We start from the raw sequence: 17,550 nt of genomic DNA, 5'->3' as shown, positions 1-17,550 counted from the left end.
CAGCCACGCCACTCCCCGCCCGTCGCAGGCGGCGTCATCCACTGTCTTCCGCCACGCCGGGCGGACCGGCGCGGGCGCTGGCGACGACCGGAAGTCCGACATAGGCCGTGGACACCCGCACCGTCGCGATGAGGCCGTCGATGCGGCATTCCTCGACCTCCGTGCGGTGCGCGGCGGCGATCCGCTCCGCGACGGCGCAGGCGTCGTCGCCGGTGAGGACCGCGCCACTCGTGACGTCGGCGACCGCGAGCGCCGCGGCATCGGCCGCTCCGGCGGCACGCTGCGAAGTCGCTCCCGCTCCGCCGACCGCGGCCACCCCGAACGCCAAGGTGCCCGCGATCGCGAGCCCGCCGATCGCGAGCGCCGTCCCACCCATCAGCGGCCACCTCCGTGCGCCTGCGACCTCGGCGAGCGCGCAGCCGCGCATCCCGCCGGTGCCGGTGTCGGCCGAACGCTCATCGACCGCCGTCCAAGGCACAGCCCGTCGCTCGCATGGGAATGGAGATGCTCCCGAGGATCCGGGTATCGACCCCGGCCGTGACGCAGACGAGGCCGTCGCTGCGGCTCACCGCGATCCCCGCCGCCGGATCCGCCCTCCGGACCACCGCATCGGCGTCGCCGTCGGCATCACCGCGCCCGAGGATCCGTGCAGCATCAGCCGCCGCATCCTGCAGCGAGACGAGCCGAGTCCCGGCGCCGACCACCCCGGCGCCGAGCAGCATCACGAGCACGACGATCGGCAGGGCGACAGCGAGCTCCGCCGTCGCAGAGCCGCGCTGCCGGTCGTGACCGCCCGCTCCAGGGAACGCGCGATCCCGGCCGGTGGTCCTGGGGAGCCTCGCGTCGCCGTCGGGCGGGCGACGCCCACGCTCGGCGCGGTGCGTCGTCATGCCACCGTCAGCGCGCGGCGCACGAGATCCGTCAGGATCCCCCGCACCTCGTCGCTGCGCATGATGACGACGAGCAGTCCGGCGAAGGCGACGGCCGCCATCGTGGCGATGGCGTACTCCGCCGTGGCGGCACCGGTGTCGTCGCCGAACAGCAGGGCCGCACTGCGCCGTGTGAGCGGTGGCAGGGAGCCGGCGATCGGCGCCGACGGCATCGCTTCCGCCGGACGGGTCGGCGAGGTCGGCGCGTCGGCCACAGGATGGATCTGGTTCATGATGTTCCTTCTCTCTTCTCTTCCGGATGACGGCGCCCGGTCGGGTGCCGTCGTATTCAGGCGAACGGCAACGGGGTCGTGGACAGCACGCTGAGGATCAGGGGCGCGACGCCGAGCAGCATGAATGCCGGCAGTGTGCAGGCCCCGAGCGGGAGCAGCAGGCGCGAGCTCAGCCGTGCAGCACCCGTGCGACCGACCGTGCGGGCATCACGTCGGGCGCGGTCCGCCTCGGCTCGCAGCAGCTCCACGGCCGGCACACCGGCGGCGGCCGACAGGCGCAGCACCCGCTCGATCGTCTCCCCGGCGGTCCCCGGGTCGTCCTCCGCGGCACTCTCCTGTTCCACGAGCGAACGGGCGCGCGGGATCGCGGTTCCGCCCGTGAGCGCCACCACGAGCAGCTCGGCACGGATCCCCGGGGTCCCGGCAGGCGGGGCGGCTCGACGCACCAGCGCCCTGGTCCAGGCGCGCGCGGCCGACAGCAGCCCGAGACCGGATGCGAGGCAGACCCACCCTGCGGGCTGCGTGAGCAGCACCGTCACGGTGTCGAAGCCGAGGGCGGTTCCGAGCAGCAGACCGACGAGCGGCAGCCACAGCATGAGCCGGGCGGTGCCGGCAGGCTCGGCGAGCGCGATCGAGACCTCGGCCCTGATGTCGCCGGCACCCTCGAGCGCCGCGGCGATCGCACGCAGCACCTCGCCGAGTGGCGCCCCCACGGTCGCCGAGATCCCCCACGCCGCGGCGACCGTGCGCCACACCCCGCCCCGCAACCGGATGGCGTCGACCAGCGGACGCCCCTGCTCCACGTCGGCGAGCACCTCGACCGCGTCGGACGAACCGCTCTCCGCCAGATGCCGCCAGGCCGTGAGCGGCGCCGCGCCGGCCTGCAGCAGCACGGCCAGGGTCCGCACGACCTCTGCGACCTCGGTCTCGGACGGCCCCCCTCCACCCCGCAGGCGCGGATGCCGCCCACGGGCGGGCCGGCCGGATCCGACTCGTGCCTTCACGCGCCTCACCACGGCTGCACCTCTGCGATGCCCAGGTGCTCGCCGTCCAGCCGCAGCACGCCCACCTGGGCGAGCCGACGCACACCACCCGTGGCCCGGACCAGATGCAGCACAAAGGCGAACGCGCTCACGGCCTGACGTGCGAGCGCGGGCGGATCCATCCCCGCCAGCGCGCCGAGTGCTTCCAGCCGTGCGGGGACGTCGGCGAGCCCGCTCGCATGCATGGTTCCCGCGCCACCGTCGTGGCCCGTGTTCAGCGCCGTCAGCAGATCGCGGATCTCCTCGCCACGGCACTCGCCCACGATCAGCCGGTCCGGCCGCATCCTCAGGGACTCGCGTACGAGTCGAGCGACGCTGATCGCGCCGACGCCCTCCAGGTTCGGTTGCCGTGCTTCGAGCGACACGTGGTGCGGATGCCGGGGCCGCAGTTCGGCGACGTCCTCGATCGTGAGGATCCGTTCCTGCGGCGGCACGTGCGCGAGCAGGGCTGCCAGCATCGTCGTCTTGCCCGTGCCGGTGCCGCCCGTGATCAGCACGTTCCTCCGGTCGCGCACGGTGTGCTCGAGCCAGGTCCGCTGTGCCGCGTCGACGGCGCCGAGTCGGCCCAGGTCGTCAAGATCCGCCGCGCGCACCCGCGGGATCCGCACCGAGACGGCCGTGCCGCTGGTCGACACCGGCGCGAGCACGGCGTGCACGCGCACGCCCGAGGCGAGCCGCACGTCCACGCAGGGCGCCTGATCATCGAGGTGCCGGCCGCCGAGCGCGACCAGGCGCACGGCCAGCTCGCGCACCTCGCGCTCCGACGCCGTCCATCCGGGCACCGGCTCCGCGCCGGCGCCGCGATCGAGGAAGAGACCGCCGGCGCCGTTCAGGAACAGGTCCGTCACCTGCGGATCGGCAGCGTGCACGGCAAGTTCGCCGAATGCCGGGTCCAGCTCGAGCCGCTCGGCGGCGGCAGCGGATCCACGCGGGACGATCACGAAGGGCGAGGCCATGTCCCGACGCTAGGCACCCGCGCCACGGCGCGGGACGGGGTCCGCGCAACCGGTGCACAACCCGCCGCGCCGCGCGAATGTGCGGAGCGGGCGACCGCCAACCACGGGTTCTACCGCGGAACGACCGGGAACGGAAGTGGGCGGCATCCCACGGGGGGAATGGGATGCCGCCCGTCTGCGGCGGACGGAGGGGGACCGTCGGAGCCGCAGGAAAGCCGGATTCGATTGATCGGCCGTCGGACAGTGTACGTCTGAAAAGGCACCGTACAAAACGGATCCGACTACCGACTTCCGTCGGTAGTGAGAGACGATGGGCACGGCTAGATTCACCGATGTCGCGGCTGACGCCGCGATGCCCCCGCCGCAAAGGAGCGCCCTCTCACCATGAGCAGCCAGATCGATCACGTCTTCGACGAGACCCGGGTCTTCCCGCCCTCCCCCGAGTTCGCCGCCGCGGCCGTCGCGCAGCCGGAGCTCTACGCCGAAGCGGCCACCGATCGCGAGGCGTTCTGGGCGAAGCAGGCCCGCGAGCTGCACTGGCACACGCCGTTCACCGAGGTGCTGGACTGGTCCGCGCCGCCGTTCGCGAAGTGGTTCGCCGACGGCGAGCTCAACGTCGCGTACAACTGCCTCGACCGGCACGTGGAGGCCGGCAACGGCGACCGCATCGCCCTGCTCTGGGAGGGCGAGCCCGGCGATGAGCGCCGCATCACCTATGCCGAGCTCACCGACGAGGTCAAGCGCCTCGCGAACGTGCTCGAAGGCCTCGGCGTCGGCCACGCCGACCGCGTCGCCATCTACCTGCCGATGATCCCCGAGGCCGTGGCCTCGATGCTCGCCGTCGCGCGCATCGGCGCGATCCACTCCGTCGTCTTCGGCGGCTTCAGCGCCGACAGCCTGCGCTCCCGCATCGACGACGCGGGAGCCAAGGTCGTCATCACCGCCGACGGCGGCTACCGCAAGGGCAAGGCGTCCGCGCTGAAGCCGACGGTCGACCAGGCGCTCGCCGACCGCGGATCCGGCGAGCAGAACACGGTCGAGCACGTGATCGTGGTCCAGCGCTGTGAGAACGAGATCGACTGGGACGACGAGCGCGACCTCTGGTACCACGATGTCGTGGGTGCGGCCTCGAACGCGCATGCCGCTCAGGCGTTCCCCGCCGAGAACCCGCTGTTCATCCTGTACACCTCCGGCACCACCGGGAAGCCCAAGGGCATCCTGCACACCTCCGGCGGCTACCTCACCCAGGCGTCCTACACGCACCGCGTGGTCTTCGACCTGAAGCCCGAGACGGACGTCTACTGGTGCACCGCCGACATCGGCTGGGTCACCGGACACTCGTACGTCGCCTACGGACCGCTCGCCAACGGCGCCACGCAGGTCATGTACGAGGGCACGCCGGAGACCCCGCAGCAGGGGCGCTGGTGGGACATCATCCAGAAGTACGGCGTCACCACCCTCTACACGGCACCCACCGCCATCCGCTCCTTCATGAAGCTCGGCCGCGAGATCCCGAACCAGTACGACCTGACCTCCCTGCGCCTGCTCGGCTCGGTCGGAGAGCCCATCAACCCCGAGGCGTGGATCTGGTACCGCGACGTCATCGGCGGCAGCCGCACGCCGATCGTGGACACCTGGTGGCAGACCGAGACCGGCGCGATCATGGTCTCCCCGCTGCCGGGCGTCACCGCGACCAAGCCGGGTTCGGCGCAGGTGGCGCTGCCGGGCATCTCGATCGACGTGGTGGACGACGACGGCACCACCGTGGGCATCGGCGGCGGCGGGCTGCTGGCGATCACGGAGCCGTGGCCGAGCATGCTGCGCGGCATCTGGGGCGACCCGGAGCGGTTCAAGGAGACGTACTGGGAGAAGTTCGAGAAGCAGGGCTACTACTTCGCGGGCGACGGCGCGCGCTTCGACGACGACGGTGATCTGTGGCTGCTCGGCCGCGTCGACGACGTGATGAACGTGTCCGGTCACCGCCTCTCCACCGCCGAGATCGAGTCGGCGCTCGTGGCGCACGAGGCGACCGCCGAGGCCGCCGTGGTCGGCGCCTCGGACGAGACCACCGGCCAGGCGGTCGTCGCGTTCGTGATCATCAAGGAGAGCTACCTCAAGGCGCACTCCCCCGAGGGTCTCGCGCAGCTGCTGCGCGGCTGGGTCGGCGAGCAGATCGGCCCGATCGCCCGTCCACGCGACGTCTACATCGTCGGCGAGCTGCCCAAGACCCGCTCCGGCAAGATCATGCGCCGCCTGCTGCGCGACGTGGCCGAGGGCCGTGAAGTCGGCGACACCACGACGCTCGCGGACACCATGGTGATGTCGACCATCTCGGCGCAGGTGAAGTAGGTCCCGAGCCCGTCGAGGCCACGGATCCGCACCTGCGACGGGTCCGGATCCGCAGACGAAAGAATCCGGATCCGCAGATGAAAGAAGGGGCGCTCTCCGCGGAGAGCGCCCCTTCTTTCGTGAAGAACTCAGGCGAGGGTGAAGACGACCTCGACCTCGACCGGGCTGTCCAGCGGCAGCACGGCCACGCCGACGGCGGCGCGGGCGTGCCTGCCGGCGTCGCCGAAGATCTCGCCCAGTACCTCGCTCGCACCGTTGATCACGCCGGGCTGGCCGGAGAACGACGGGTCGGACGCGACGAAGCCTCCCACGCGCAGCACCCCGCCGAGGCGGTCCACCCCGCCAGCCGCGTCGGCCGCTGCGGCGATCGCGTTCAGTGCGCACACGCGGGCGAGTCCCTTCGCGTCCTCCGCCGGGATCTCCGCGCCGACCTTCCCGGTCGCGGGGAGGGATCCGGCCACGAACGGCAGCTGACCCGAGGTGTACACGAGTCCGGCATGCACGCGGGCGGGCACGTAGGCGGCCACGGGTGCGGCGACGGACGGAAGCTCGATGCCGAGCTCGGCGAGACGGGCGCTGATGGTCATGCAGATTCTCCTTCGAACTGACGCGCGGCCTCCGCGGCCGCGGAAAGGCCGGTGTTGGCGGCGGTGTCGCCGCCCACCGGACGCTTAAGGTACGCCACGAGCCCGCCTTCGGGCCCGGTGACGACCTGCACCAGCTCCCAGCCCTGCTTGCCCCAGTTGTTCAGGATGGCGGCGGTGTTGTGGATCAGCAGCGGTGTGGTCAGGTATTCCCACGTTGTCATGGCTCTCCCGGCGGGACGGACGCGCTCGGGCGCGTCAAAGTTTGCGTTCAGGGAACTCCCCTACGATCAAGCGTATGCCTCAGACCAAACGCACGCTCACCGGCGTGCTCAGCGGCCTGGCCGGCCTTGTCGGTCTCAGCGTCGTCGCCGGTGTGCTCGTCACGGCCACTGTGACTCCGGTGTTCGCCGTCACCGGAGCCGCCGCCGCCCAGTCGATCGACATGTTCGAGGGTCTGCCCTCCAACCTGAAGGTCGACCGTCCGATGCAGCCGACGACGATCTACTCCAAAGACGCTGCCGGCAACGATCAGGTCATGGCGCGCTTCTACGACCAGAACCGCGTCCCGGTGAAGTATGACCAGGTCGCGCCGGTGCTGTACGACGCACTGCTGGCGAGCGAGGACAAGAACTTCTACTCGCACGGCGGCATCGACATCGCCGGAACCCTGAAGGCGATCGTCGGCAACGTGAGCGGATCCGCCACCAACGGCGGGTCGTCCATCAGCCAGCAGTACGTCAAGAACGTGCTGCTGCAGGAGTGTGAGAAGGGCGTCCCCCTCTCCGACCCGAAGCGCGACGACAAGCTGAATCAGTGCTGGGTCGACGCCGCCTCCGCCGTCGGCTCCAAGGGCATCGCACGCAAGCTGCAGGAGATCCGCTACGCCACAGCGATCGAGAAGCAGTACTCCAAGAACGACATCCTCATCGGGTACCTGAACCTGGTGAACTTCGGCGGCACCACCTACGGCATCGAGGCCGCAGCCCAGCGCTACTTCAGCGTCTCCGCCTCGCAGCTCAACGCGGTGCAGGCCGCGACCCTGGTCGGCATGGTGCAGAACCCGAACGCCTTCCGCATCGACATGCCCGGCGGCACGTACGACTGCGACAAGGACGGCAAGAACTGCAAGAACTCCCAGGCGGACGGCTACCACGACACCCTCGTGCGCCGGAACTACGTCCTCAGCCGCATGGAGGTGCTCGGAAAGATCACCAAGGCGGAGTACGAGGCCGACAAGGCGCAGCCGATCACCCCGGCGATCAAGACGCCGACTTCGGGCTGCGGCGATGCCGGCGGCAACGCCTTTTTCTGCCAGTACGTGATCTCGACGCTGAGGAACGACACCTCACTCGACTCCGTGCTCGGCCCGGTGAAGGACCGCGCTGACAAGCTGTACCGTGGCGGGCTGAACATCCACACGACACTGTCGGCGCCGATGCAGGGCGCGGCCCTGCAGGCGATGGCTGACAACACCACTCCCACGATCGAGGGCATGGACTTCGGTGCTTCCGCGGTGACGATCGAGCCGAAAACGGGCAGGATTCTGTCTCTCGCGCAGAACACCGGTTTCACCGAGGAGAACACGGATACCGCCACCAGCGGGCTCACCAGCATCGTCTACGCGGCCGACAGCGCACACGGGGGCGGGATCGGTTTCTCGGTCGGATCGACCTACAAGATCTTCACTCTTATCGACTGGTTAGAGAAGGGGCACTCGCTGCGTGAAACGGTGAACGGCGCAGTACAGCGCTACACGATGAAGTGCGGTGACGAGCGGATCCCGATGACCTCCGACGTGGCGAACTTCCAGAACGCGCGCGGCTACACCGGCACCCCGATGGACTTCACTCGGCAGTCATTGAACAGCGGCTTCCTCTCGATGGCCTCGAAGCTCGACCTCTGCGACATCAATGACGTGGCCGCGCGGCTGGGTGTGCACACGGGTGATGGGTTCCCTGTCAACTCGCGCGTCGACGTGCCCGATCCTAAGGACCCGAGCGTGATCCAGATCCACGGACCGCAGCCGTTCGACGTGCTCGGCTCCAAGAACATCGCGCCGCTTCAGATGGCGTCGGTGTACGCCACGATCGCGAACAACGGAACCCAGTGCGAACCGCATGCGATCGACAAGATTACGGGTCCCGACGGCGTCGACATGTCGCTGCCTCCGACCAAGTGCACGGAAGTCGTCAAGCCGGAGATCGCGGCGGCCACGGCGTACGCCCTGCAGGGCGTGATGGCCAGCGGCGGCACGGGATCGCAGGCCAATCCCTTCGACGGCACCCCGCTGATCGGCAAGACGGGTACGCACAACAACCAGCAGACGATGCTCATGGCCTCGTCGACGGGGTCTACCACCGGAGTCTGGGTGGGACAGGCGAACGGCGACCTCGACATCAACGACTTCTACACGAAGGACACCAACGTCCCCAACATCCGCTACTACCTGTCTCGTCAGATCTTGACGACAGCTGACGAGCTCTTCCCTGGCGGGGCCTTCCCTGATCCTCAGCAGAGCGCGCTCAAGCAGTCGTACTCGAATCTGCCGAGCGTGATCGGCATGACCGTCGATCAGGCGACGCAGACACTCGAGGGCGCCGGGTTCTCGGTCTCGGTCGGCGCGGCGGTGCAGAGCAATCTGCCGACCGACCAGGTCGCGCAGCAGGATCCGGGCCCAGGCCAGGTCGTCACGGGCAGCACGATCACGATCAGTCCGAGCAATGGGCAGGGTGCGTCCGTGCCGAACGTCGTCGGCATGACGATGGGCGACGCGGCGAACGCGCTCAAGACGGCGGGCTTCCAGGCCGTGAAGGGCACCTGCACCCCCGGCAACGGCGACGACTCCGGCACCGTGTCGGCGACGAACCCGGTCGCGGGGACAGCCGCCCCCAAGGGGTCCTCGGTCACGCTCAACTACGTGAAGAAGAACTGCTGAGGATGTCGTCCTCTCGCACCACCCGTTCGGCCCTCATCGCACTCGGTGCGGTGGGGGCCGCCGGTGTCGCGGCCGCAACCTGGGGCATCGGCATCGAGCGCTACCTCTTCACGCTGCGCCATGCCACGGCCCGATCGCTGCCGGCAGGGTCGCGCCCGATGCGGATCCTGCACGTGTCCGATGCCCACATGGCGCCCTGGCAGCACCGCAAACAGCGCTGGCTCGCCTCCTTGGCCGAATTGCATCCCGACCTCGTCGTGAACACCGGCGACAACCTCGGCCACGAGGACGGACTCGACGGCGTCCGTGCTGCGTTCGCCCCGTTCGCCGGGACGCCCGGGGTCTTCGTTCACGGATCCAACGACAAGTTCGGGCCGTCGCCGCGCAATCCGTTCCGCTACTTCATGGGCCCTTCGGCGCGCTCGATCACGGCCCCGAAGCTCGACACCGAGGCCCTGGACCGCTTCTTCGCCGACGAGCTCGGCTGGACGGATCTGGACAACACCGCGGCGAGCCTCGAGGTCGCGGGTTCCCGAGTGGATCTGTTCGGCGTCGACGACGCGCACCGCGATTGGGATGAGCTCGACGCGCTTCCCGCCGCGATCGACGCGCTGGGCCCCCGCTCGGTCGACGTGCCCGTGCTGGGCGTCACCCACGCCCCGTACCAGCGCGTCCTGAACGCGTTCACGGATCTCGGAGCGGACGCGATCCTCGGCGGTCACACGCACGGCGGACAGGTGTGCATCCCCGGCTTCGGCGCGATCGTGGCCAACTGCGACATCCCCCTGAGGCAGGCGAAGGGTCTCAGCACCTGGACTCACGCGGGCCGCACGGTTCCGCTGAACGTGAGCGCGGGCTGCGGTCACTCGATCTACGCGCCGGTCCGCTTCGCCTGCCGCCCCGAGGCGACGCTGCTGACGCTGCTGCCCCGAGGATAGCCCTGCGCGTCCGCCGTTCGGACCGGCTCGACTCCCGATGCGGAATCGTCGCACCCTCGTGTCGTGAGCGTCAGCCGGCGGGCACCCATTCGACGTTCATGTCGGGGCGGATCACCACGGTCTCGCCCGCCTGAAGGACGTGATCCCCCCGGTCGGCGCCGATGTGGTTGTAGCGGCCGACCATGAGGGGGTTCGTACAGAGACGGTCGCCGATGCTCCAGGTGTCGTCGCCGGAGGCGGCCGTGTAGCTGACGATCGCTCCCGCGCCATCCCGGTTCACCGTGCCTGCTGCCCCCGGGGAGGCGCCCCGGTCTGCCGCTTCTCCGATGAGCCTGCCGTAGCTGTGGCCGTTCAGGTCGAAGATCTCGATCTTCGAATAGGTCGTGCACCCCTTCGGGAGTTCGCTCGCCTTCACGCTGATACCGTCCCCGAGCCAGATGACCCGATCCGATTCGGGACTCGGCCTGGGCGTGGCATCCTGTGGTGCTGCGGCGGCGCTCTCCAGGGTCCGCGGAGCATCATGAGGAATCGCCGTGAAGGCGGCGATGACGGGTGGCGCGGCGATCGCCAGCAGTCCCGCGACGGCGAGTCCGGCGATGGCATACGTGAGGGTCGCGGCGCGCTTCATGGCGACAACCCGGCGCGCGCGGCACCCCGATGCCTACGGAGGCACCGCTCCGATCCCGTGTGAGGCACTGCTGTTCCTCCTCTGGAGCTCTCCGGGCCCGGGCAGGCCGAGCCCATGCGAGACCCGCCGAACCCTGAGAACGTATGAAGGACGGCTATGCGTGGGCTGTCAGCAGCACACGCCGCACCGGCGAGGCATGCGCCACGCGCGGGTTCCGCCTCGATTCGGCCCCGAGCCCGTTTCCGTATAGACTTGAACGGTTGCCACGGGGTGTGGCGCAGCTTGGTAGCGCGCTTCGTTCGGGACGAAGAGGCCGCAGGTTCAAATCCTGTCACCCCGACCAACGCCAGAGGGACCGGCCCGCAGGGTCGGTCCCTCTGGCGTTGTTTCGTGATGTCGGGCGGGGCCCCAGCGCAGAGGCTCCGCGCGTCGCGAATGCGACGTGTGGAGAAGCGCCTGGGGATGCACCCCGACGTAAACACAACAGAGGGATCGACCCGCCAGGGTCGATCCCTCTGTTGCTTCTCGCATTCCGGCGGCGTTCGAGTCACCGCGTGCGGCGCACGTCCGACGGTCGAAGTCCGCCCGGCTCGCTCTCACCCGGATCCTCTACGCTGGAACTGCTATGACGACGCCCCGCCTGGTCGCCTTCGACCTCGATGACACCCTCGCCCCCTCCAAGAGTGCGATCGACCCCCGCATCGCGGACCTACTCCTCGCCCTGGCCGGCCGGGTCGAGGTCGCGATCATCTCCGGTGGCAACGAGGAGCAGTTCCGCACCCAGGTCGTCTCGCGACTCGGCGAAGCCGACGACCGGCTCCTGCAGCGCATCCACCTGTTGCCGACGTGCGGCACCCGCTACCTCCGCTACGACGGATCCGGCTTCTCGCTGCTCTACGCGCATGACCTCACCGAGGCGCAGAAGACCGCTGCCCTCACTGCACTCGAGGAAGAGGCGCGCCGCCTCGAGCTCTGGGAGAGCGAGACCTGGGGGCCCATCCTCGAGGACCGCGGTTCGCAGATCACGTTCTCCGCCCTCGGCCAGAAGGCCCCCCACGACGCGAAGAAGGCCTGGGACCCCGACGGATCCCGCCGCGCCGCGCTCCGCGACGCCGTCTCCCCTCGTGTGCCCGACCTGGAGGTCCGGTCCGGCGGATCCACCTCGATCGACATCACGCGCGCCGGGATCGACAAGGCCTACGGCATGACCGAGCTCGCCGAGCGCACCGGCATCCCGTTCGCGGACATGCTCTTCTACGGCGACCGCCTCGACGAGGGCGGCAACGACTATCCCGTCAAGGCCCTCGGCGTGCCCTGTGTCGCCGTGGAGGGCTGGGAGGACACAGCCGACCACCTGGACGCCCTGCTACCGACGCTCTGACAGCGCAGCCCCCGGCGTTCGGGGAGCGATGTTCGTCGCTTCAACGGTCGAAACAGGACCAACATCGCTCCCCGAACGCGGATGAAGCTCAGCGGACGGCGGCGGCGAGCGCCGGCGCCACCGGCACCATGCGGGTCAGCTGCGTGACGTGACGCGGCTCCAGTTCAGCCAGCGACGAGACGCCGAGCAGGCGCATGGTGCGCTCGATCTCGGTACGCAGGATCGCGATCGTGCGATCGACCCCGCGCCGTCCGCCGGCCATGAGCCCGTACAGGTAGGCGCGGCCGATGAGCGTGAAGTCCGCGCCGAGCGCGACCGCGGCGACGATATCGGCGCCATTCATGATGCCAGTGTCGACCATGACGGTGAAGTCGTCGCCGACGGCCTTGCGCACCTGCGGCAGCAGGTGGAACGGGATCGGCGCCCGGTCGAGCTGGCGACCGCCGTGGTTGGACAGCACCACTCCATCCACCCCGTGGGTGTCCTTGAGCCTCACCGCGTCCTCGACCGTCTGCACGCCCTTCACGACGAGCTTGCCCGGCCAGATGCTCCGGATGACCTCGAGGTCGTCGTAGCTGATCGTGGGATCCATCGCCGCATCGAGCAGCTCCCCCACCGTGCCCCCGGTCGTCGACAGGGATGCGAACTCGAGCTTGGGCGTGGTGAGGAAGTCGATCCACCACCACGGCCGCGGGATCGCGTTGATGATCGTGCCGAGGGTGAGCTGCGGGGGGATCGAGAAGCCGTTGCGCTTGTCCCGCAGGCGTGCACCGGCCACCGGGGTGTCGACGGTGAACATCAGCGTGTCGAAGCCGGCCTCCGCGGCGCGGCGGGTGAGGCCGTAGGAGATCTCACGGTCGCGCATCACGTAGAGCTGGAACCAGTTGCGCCCGGCGGGATTGGTCGTGCGCACGTCTTCGATCGAGGTCGTGCCGAGCGTGGACAGCGTGAACGGGATACCGGCGGCGGCCGCCGCGCCCGCCCCGGCGATCTCCCCCTCGGTCTGCATGAGACGCGTGAACCCCGTCGGTGCGATCCCGAAGGGCAGCGCGCTCGGGCCGCCCAGGATCGTGGTGGAGGTGTCGAGCTCGGGAGCCGGTGCGAGGATCCCCGGGTGGAACTCGACGTCCTCGAACGCCTGCCGTGCGCGCGCGAGCGACAGCTCTCCCTCGGCTGCGCCGTCGGTGTAGTCGAAGGCCGCCTTCGGGGTGCGCCGCTTCGCGATCGTACGCAGATCCGAGATCGTCAGCGCCCCCTCAAGGCGACGCTTCGTGCCGTCGAACTCGGGCGCTTTGAAGGTCATCAGTTCGAGGATCTCGGCGGGGTTGGGGAGCTGGCGCTGCACCATGAGGGGGTTCCTTCCGATCAGAGGTGGAGGTCGCCGGCGCCGGCCAGGCCGGTCGCGGCGTAATAGCCGGTGATGTGCTCGCGCACGAGCGCCGCGGCCGCGTCGGCCCGGCCCTCGTCGATCGCACGGACGATGCCGCGGTGCTCTGCCCGGAGCCGGGCCGCCATGTCCGTCCAGTCTTCGATTCCGGCGGATCCGGTGTGCACGTACGATTCGATGCTGTCGCGCAGTCCTGTCATCATCGCCGCGACCACGGAGTTCCCGCTGGCCTCGGCCAGAGTGAGGTGCAGCTGGGCGTCGAGTGCGAGGAAGTCGGCGGCGCTGAGGTCGGCGTCCATCGCGTCGAGGAGCCGATGGGCCTCCGCCGTGTCGGCTGCTCCCCCGGCCAGGGCCGTGACGACTGCCTGCTCCAGGATGAGGCGCGTGCCGACGACATCGGCGATGGGGAAGCTCTGAGCGGCGACCTGGAGGCGCAGCAGCGCGGACAGCCCCCCGCCCGGGGCCGCGATGACGATCGCCCCCGCCTGCGGGCCGGATCCGGTCGATGTGCGGATGAGTCCCATCACCTCGAGCACGCGGATCGCCTCTCGCACACTGGAGCGCCCCACGCCGAGCTCGGCCGCGAGATCACGTTCGCTGGGCAGCCGGTCGCCGGGCCCGAGTTCGCCGTCGACCAAGCGCTGCTCGACGTGCTGCAGCACCGTGCGCCAGGTGCGCGCGGGCGCATCGCTGCGATCGGGCATCCGTCCTCCTGTGGTCTGACCACATCCTAGAGTCTGTGGTCAGACCACGCAACCCGTCGCGTCATCCTCGTTCGAAGAGCGAAGTCTGTCGCCGATCGGCCGAATCCACAGCGAACATCGCTCCCCGAAACCGGAAGCGCCTCCCTCGAGCAGGGGCGAGTCCCATCGCCTCAGCCCAGGCGACCGCCGGATTCCTGCAGATAACAGTGACCGCACAGCGACTCGTAGGTGGTGACGACCTGGTCGCCGGCGCCGTCGATCGCGACCTGGTCGCCATCGAACACGAAGCGGTCCCCGATCCGACGGCCGTTGAACACGGCCTTGCGACCGCAGCGGCAGATCGTCTTGAGCTCCTCGAGCGTGTGCGCGACCGCGAGCAGCCGCCCGGATCCCGGGAAGGCGTGCGTGAGGAAGTCGTTGCGGATGCCGTACGCGAGCACGGGGATGTCATCCTCGACAGCGATGCGGAACAGGTCGTCGACCTGGGCCGGGTCCAGGAACTGCGCCTCGTCCACGAGCAGGCAGGCGACGTCGTTGCCGGCACGCCGGACGCGGTCGCGCTCCCGATGGAACAGCGCCCTCGCGCCCTCCGTCGCTCCGATCAGGAAGTCGACCTCGCGCGTCATGCCGAGACGACTCTCGACCTGCGAGGCGCCCTTGGTATCGATCGCGGGCTTGGCGAGCAGCACGTGCTGGCCGCGTTCCTCGTAGTTGTAGGCGGCCTGCAGCAGAGCCGTGGACTTGCCGGAGTTCATCGCCCCGTAGCGGAAGTACAGCTTGGCCACGGCGCCGGATCAGGCCGTCAGGTCGAGCGTCTTCGCCGTGGCGCCCATCGATGCGCGCGCGTCCGCCGCGGAGTCGTTGAGCTTCTCGCCAAGCGTCGGGATCAGCTCCTGCAGCTTCGGCTCCCAGTCGCCGTACTGCTCCGGGAAGCAGCGCTGCAGCACGTCGAGCATGACCGGCACGGCCGTGGACGCCCCCGGGGAGGCGCCGAGCAGGCCCGCGATCGTGCCGTCGGCCGCCGCGACGACCTCGGTGCCGAACTGCAGCTTGCCGCCCTTCATGACCTGCGCGCGCTGACCGGCCTGCAGCAGCTCCCAGTCCTCGTCCTGCGCAGTGGGCATGAACTCACGCAGTGTGTCGACCTTCTTGCGGTGCGTCTTCAGCAGCTCGCTGACCAGGTACTTGATGAGGTCGACGTTGGTGAACGCCACCTTGAGCATGCTTCCGAGGTTGTGGGTGCGCACCTGGGTGACGATGTCCAGCATCCCGCCCTGCTTCAGGAACTTCGGGCTGAACGTGGCGAACGGGCCGAACAGCAGGCTCGTCTCCCCGTCGACCACGCGGGTGTCGAGGTGCGGCACCGACATCGGCGGCGCACCGACCGGCGCCTGCGAGTAGACCTTGGCCTGATGCTTGGCGACGATCGCCGGGTTCGAGGTCTTCAGCCACTGCCCGCCGATCGGGAAGCAGCCGTAGCCCTTGATCTCGGAGATGCCGGAGCCCTGCAGCAGCTTGAGCGCCCAGCCGCCCGCGCCGACGAACACGAAACGGGCGTTGATCGAGCCCGGAGCGTTGCCGATGACGTTGCGGTACCGCACGTCCCAGGTGCCGTCCTTGCGCTGCTTGAGCTTGCGGACCTCGTGGTTGCGCAGCAGCGTGAAGCGGTCGTCCTCAGTGAGGTGATCGAAGAGCTGGCGGGTGAGGGATCCGAAGTCGACATCGGTGCCGCTCGGCACCCGGGTCGCGGCGAACGGCTCGCCCTTGCGGCGCTGCTCCATCAGCAGCGGCGCCCACTGGTTGATCACGCGGGAGTCCTCGCTGAACTCGATCCCCGCGAACAGCGGCTGCTCCTTGAGGACCTCATAGCGGTGGCGCAGGTAGTCGACGTCCTTCTGCCCGCGCACGAACGTCATGTGCGGCGTGGAGTTGATGAACGTCGTGGGCGCGTCGAGCACACCGCGGTCGACCAGCGTCGACCACAACTGACGGCTGAGCTGGAACTGCTCGTTGATGCCGATCGCCTTCGCGGGATCCAGCGCGCCGCCCTTGCCCTCGGGCATGTAGTTCAGCTCGCACAGGGCCGCGTGGCCCGTGCCCGCGTTGTTCCACGCGTTCGAGCTCTCCTCTGCGACGTCGCTCAGCCGCTCGAAGGCGACGACCTTCCAGTCGGGCTGCAGTTCCCGCAGCAGGGTTCCCAGGGTGGCGCTCATGATGCCACCGCCGATGAGGACGACGTCGACGGATTCAGTCACTCGAACAGTCTAGTTGTCCGCGAGAGTCGAGTTCTTCGCCGTGGCGGCCATCCGTCGCCGGACATTCGCCACGACGGACATCACCGTCGAGCGGTGCGGATCCCGGACCTCCCCCGGCTGGCGAGGACCTCAGGATCCGAGACGCGCCGCCACGAGCTCGGCGACCTGGACCGCGTTCAGCGCGGCACCCTTGCGCAGGTTGTCGTTGCTGATGAACAGCACGAGGCCCTTGCCCTCCGGAGCGGACTGGTCGGCGCGGATCCGGCCGACGTAGCTCGGGTCCTTGCCCGCGGCGTACAGCGGCGTCGGCACCTCTTCGACCACGACACCCGGCGCCGCAGCCAGCACGTCGTACGCGCGCTGCGGGCTGATGTCGTTCGCGAACTCGACGTTGATCGACAGCGAGTGCCCGGTGAACACCGGCACGCGCACGCACGTGCCCGCGACGCGCAGATCCGGGAGACCCAGGATCTTGCGGCTCTCGTTGCGGAGCTTCTTCTCCTCATCGGTCTCGTTGAGACCGTCGTCGACGACGGATCCGGCGAGCGGGATGACGTCGAACGCGATCGGCGCCACGTACTTCTCCGGCTGCGGGAAGTCGAGCGCGGACCCGTCGTGCACGAGCCGCAGGGTGTCACCCTGGGCGAGCACGCCCTCGACCTGGCCGAGCAGCTCCTGCGCGCCGGCGAGGCCGGATCCGCTCACGGCCTGGTAGGTGCTCACGATCAGGCGCTCGAGACCTGCTTCGGCATGCAGCGCCTTGAGCACGGGCATCGCGGCCATCGTGGTGCAGTTCGGGTTCGCGATGATGCCCTTGGGTGTGTCCGCGATCGCCTCGGGGTTGACCTCGCTCACCACCAGCGGCACCTCGGGGTCCATCCGCCAGGCGCTGGAGTTGTCGACGACCACGGCACCGCCCGCGGCGAAGCGCGGCGCATAGGCCCGGCTCGCGGTCGCTCCGGCGGAGAAGAGGGCGATCTCGATGCCGGCCGGGTCCGCCGTCTCCACGTCCTCGACGATGACGGGGGTGCCGCCGAAGTCGATCGCGGTGCCGGCGGAGCGGGCCGAGGCGAACAGGCGCAGCTCGCGGATCGGGAAGGCGCGCTCCGCGAGGATGTCGCGCATGACGGTGCCCACCTGGCCGGTGGCGCCGACGATGGCGACGGAGAATCCTGAGTCGGAGATGCGGGTCATGAGGGTGCTTCCTTGGCTTCGTGCCGTGGCA

At 69.6% G+C, this 17,550-nt stretch carries 17 protein-coding genes and 1 tRNA gene; 5 read left to right on the top strand and 13 right to left on the bottom strand.

The annotated features are described in order from the left end of the window. Window positions 1-34 precede the first annotated feature (34 nt). The 5 genes from ACFWCK_RS17055 to ACFWCK_RS17035 all read right to left on the bottom strand — a co-directional run bounded on the left by ACFWCK_RS17055 (window position 35) and on the right by ACFWCK_RS17035 (window position 3,161). Entirely contained in the window at window positions 35-478 is a 444-nt protein-coding gene (locus ACFWCK_RS17055; protein WP_378806985.1) for an Rv3654c family TadE-like protein, read from the bottom strand. Then, window positions 456-890, bottom strand: a complete 435-nt coding sequence (locus tag ACFWCK_RS17050) for a TadE family type IV pilus minor pilin (protein ID WP_378806983.1) — start codon at window positions 888-890, stop codon at window positions 456-458. The genes ACFWCK_RS17055 and ACFWCK_RS17050 overlap by 23 nt, the downstream gene beginning before the upstream one ends. After that, entirely contained in the window at window positions 887-1,102 is a 216-nt protein-coding gene (locus ACFWCK_RS17045) for a DUF4244 domain-containing protein (protein WP_378807384.1), read from the bottom strand. Before ACFWCK_RS17045 ends, ACFWCK_RS17050 begins: the two co-directional genes overlap by 4 nt. Window positions 1,103-1,218: 116 nt before the next feature. Then, window positions 1,219-2,166 carry a type II secretion system F family protein gene (locus ACFWCK_RS17040; protein WP_378806981.1) on the bottom strand — a complete coding sequence of 316 codons (948 nt, stop codon included), beginning with the start codon at window positions 2,164-2,166 and terminating at the stop codon, window positions 1,219-1,221. Between the two features lie 5 nt (window positions 2,167-2,171). Beyond that, window positions 2,172-3,161, bottom strand: coding sequence for a TadA family conjugal transfer-associated ATPase (locus ACFWCK_RS17035; RefSeq protein ID WP_378806979.1), 990 nt, complete (start codon window positions 3,159-3,161; stop codon window positions 2,172-2,174). 384 nt (window positions 3,162-3,545) lie between these two features. Here ACFWCK_RS17035 and acs point away from each other — a divergent pair, with 384 nt between their 5' ends. Beyond that, window positions 3,546-5,510, top strand: a complete 1,965-nt coding sequence (gene acs / locus ACFWCK_RS17030; RefSeq protein WP_378806978.1) for an acetate--CoA ligase — start codon at window positions 3,546-3,548, stop codon at window positions 5,508-5,510. A gap of 128 nt (window positions 5,511-5,638) precedes the next feature. On the opposite strand, the gene ACFWCK_RS17025 is transcribed toward acs, so the two are convergent. Both ACFWCK_RS17025 and ACFWCK_RS17020 read right to left on the bottom strand, forming a co-directional pair. Then, a complete protein-coding gene (locus tag ACFWCK_RS17025; RefSeq protein ID WP_378806977.1) occupies window positions 5,639-6,097 on the bottom strand; it encodes a RidA family protein in 459 nt (152 codons plus the stop codon). Then, window positions 6,094-6,318 (bottom strand): DUF4177 domain-containing protein, encoded by a 225-nt coding sequence (locus ACFWCK_RS17020; RefSeq protein WP_233311538.1) that lies wholly within the window; start codon window positions 6,316-6,318, stop codon window positions 6,094-6,096. The genes ACFWCK_RS17025 and ACFWCK_RS17020 overlap by 4 nt, the downstream gene beginning before the upstream one ends. A 74-nt stretch (window positions 6,319-6,392) precedes the next feature. Between ACFWCK_RS17020 and ACFWCK_RS17015 the strand changes: the two genes are divergently transcribed. Beyond that, on the top strand, window positions 6,393-9,032 hold the full coding sequence (locus tag ACFWCK_RS17015; protein WP_378806975.1) for a transglycosylase domain-containing protein: 2,640 nt from the start codon (window positions 6,393-6,395) through the stop codon (window positions 9,030-9,032). 2 nt (window positions 9,033-9,034) lie between these two features. Then, window positions 9,035-9,970, top strand: coding sequence for a metallophosphoesterase (locus tag ACFWCK_RS17010; RefSeq protein WP_378806974.1), 936 nt, complete (start codon window positions 9,035-9,037; stop codon window positions 9,968-9,970). A 70-nt stretch (window positions 9,971-10,040) separates the two neighbouring features. On the opposite strand, the gene ACFWCK_RS17005 is transcribed toward ACFWCK_RS17010, so the two are convergent. Continuing rightward, window positions 10,041-10,598 carry a hypothetical protein gene (locus tag ACFWCK_RS17005; RefSeq protein WP_378806972.1) on the bottom strand — a complete coding sequence of 186 codons (558 nt, stop codon included), beginning with the start codon at window positions 10,596-10,598 and terminating at the stop codon, window positions 10,041-10,043. 266 nt (window positions 10,599-10,864) lie between these two features. Here ACFWCK_RS17005 and ACFWCK_RS17000 point away from each other — a divergent pair. After that, window positions 10,865-10,941 (top strand) — tRNA-Pro (locus ACFWCK_RS17000). Between the two features lie 282 nt (window positions 10,942-11,223). Further along, window positions 11,224-11,979: an HAD-IIB family hydrolase gene (locus tag ACFWCK_RS16995; RefSeq protein ID WP_378806971.1), complete on the top strand. Its 756-nt coding sequence runs from the start codon at window positions 11,224-11,226 to the stop codon at window positions 11,977-11,979. Between the two features lie 88 nt (window positions 11,980-12,067). Here ACFWCK_RS16995 and ACFWCK_RS16990 read toward each other — a convergent pair whose 3' ends face one another. The 5 genes from ACFWCK_RS16990 to ACFWCK_RS16970 form a co-directional block, all read right to left on the bottom strand. Beyond that, window positions 12,068-13,327 carry an alpha-hydroxy-acid oxidizing protein gene (locus ACFWCK_RS16990; RefSeq protein WP_378806970.1) on the bottom strand — a complete coding sequence of 420 codons (1,260 nt, stop codon included), beginning with the start codon at window positions 13,325-13,327 and terminating at the stop codon, window positions 12,068-12,070. 17 nt (window positions 13,328-13,344) lie between these two features. Then, window positions 13,345-14,070: a FadR/GntR family transcriptional regulator gene (locus ACFWCK_RS16985; RefSeq protein ID WP_378806969.1), complete on the bottom strand. Its 726-nt coding sequence runs from the start codon at window positions 14,068-14,070 to the stop codon at window positions 13,345-13,347. A 170-nt stretch (window positions 14,071-14,240) separates the two neighbouring features. Continuing rightward, window positions 14,241-14,855: a thymidine kinase gene (locus ACFWCK_RS16980; protein ID WP_378806967.1), complete on the bottom strand. Its 615-nt coding sequence runs from the start codon at window positions 14,853-14,855 to the stop codon at window positions 14,241-14,243. A gap of 9 nt (window positions 14,856-14,864) precedes the next feature. Further along, on the bottom strand, window positions 14,865-16,325 hold the full coding sequence (gene mqo / locus ACFWCK_RS16975) for a malate dehydrogenase (quinone) (RefSeq protein WP_378806966.1): 1,461 nt from the start codon (window positions 16,323-16,325) through the stop codon (window positions 14,865-14,867). Between the two features lie 129 nt (window positions 16,326-16,454). Further along, window positions 16,455-17,519: an aspartate-semialdehyde dehydrogenase gene (locus ACFWCK_RS16970; protein ID WP_378806965.1), complete on the bottom strand. Its 1,065-nt coding sequence runs from the start codon at window positions 17,517-17,519 to the stop codon at window positions 16,455-16,457. Window positions 17,520-17,550: the final 31 nt, after the last annotated feature.

Origin of the sequence: Microbacterium sp. NPDC060117 (assembly GCF_042729315.1) — a bacterium.
Classification (GTDB): domain Bacteria; phylum Actinomycetota; class Actinomycetes; order Actinomycetales; family Microbacteriaceae; genus Microbacterium.
Note: the sequence above shows the minus strand (reverse complement) of the source record. Positions and strands in the feature narration are given on the sequence as shown.

Excerpts from the sequence above, each read along its gene's own strand:
- ACFWCK_RS17050 (WP_378806983.1), bottom strand. The coding sequence starts at position 890 with ATGACGACGCACCGCGCCGAGCGTGGGCGTCGCCCGCCCGACGGCGAC.
- ACFWCK_RS17045 (WP_378807384.1), bottom strand. The coding sequence starts at position 1,102 with ATGCCGTCGGCGCCGATCGCCGGCTCCCTGCCACCGCTCACACGGCGC.
- ACFWCK_RS17035 (WP_378806979.1), bottom strand. The coding sequence starts at position 3,161 with ATGGCCTCGCCCTTCGTGATCGTCCCGCGTGGATCCGCTGCCGCCGCC.
- acs (WP_378806978.1), top strand. The coding sequence starts at position 3,546 with ATGAGCAGCCAGATCGATCACGTCTTCGACGAGACCCGGGTCTTCCCG.
- ACFWCK_RS17025 (WP_378806977.1), bottom strand. The coding sequence starts at position 6,097 with ATGACCATCAGCGCCCGTCTCGCCGAGCTCGGCATCGAGCTTCCGTCC.
- ACFWCK_RS17020 (WP_233311538.1), bottom strand. The coding sequence starts at position 6,318 with ATGACAACGTGGGAATACCTGACCACACCGCTGCTGATCCACAACACC.
- ACFWCK_RS17015 (WP_378806975.1), top strand. The coding sequence starts at position 6,393 with ATGCCTCAGACCAAACGCACGCTCACCGGCGTGCTCAGCGGCCTGGCC.
- ACFWCK_RS17010 (WP_378806974.1), top strand. The coding sequence starts at position 9,035 with ATGTCGTCCTCTCGCACCACCCGTTCGGCCCTCATCGCACTCGGTGCG.
- ACFWCK_RS17005 (WP_378806972.1), bottom strand. The coding sequence starts at position 10,598 with ATGAAGCGCGCCGCGACCCTCACGTATGCCATCGCCGGACTCGCCGTC.
- ACFWCK_RS16995 (WP_378806971.1), top strand. The coding sequence starts at position 11,224 with ATGACGACGCCCCGCCTGGTCGCCTTCGACCTCGATGACACCCTCGCC.
- ACFWCK_RS16990 (WP_378806970.1), bottom strand. The coding sequence starts at position 13,327 with ATGGTGCAGCGCCAGCTCCCCAACCCCGCCGAGATCCTCGAACTGATG.
- ACFWCK_RS16985 (WP_378806969.1), bottom strand. The coding sequence starts at position 14,070 with ATGCCCGATCGCAGCGATGCGCCCGCGCGCACCTGGCGCACGGTGCTG.
- ACFWCK_RS16970 (WP_378806965.1), bottom strand. The coding sequence starts at position 17,519 with ATGACCCGCATCTCCGACTCAGGATTCTCCGTCGCCATCGTCGGCGCC.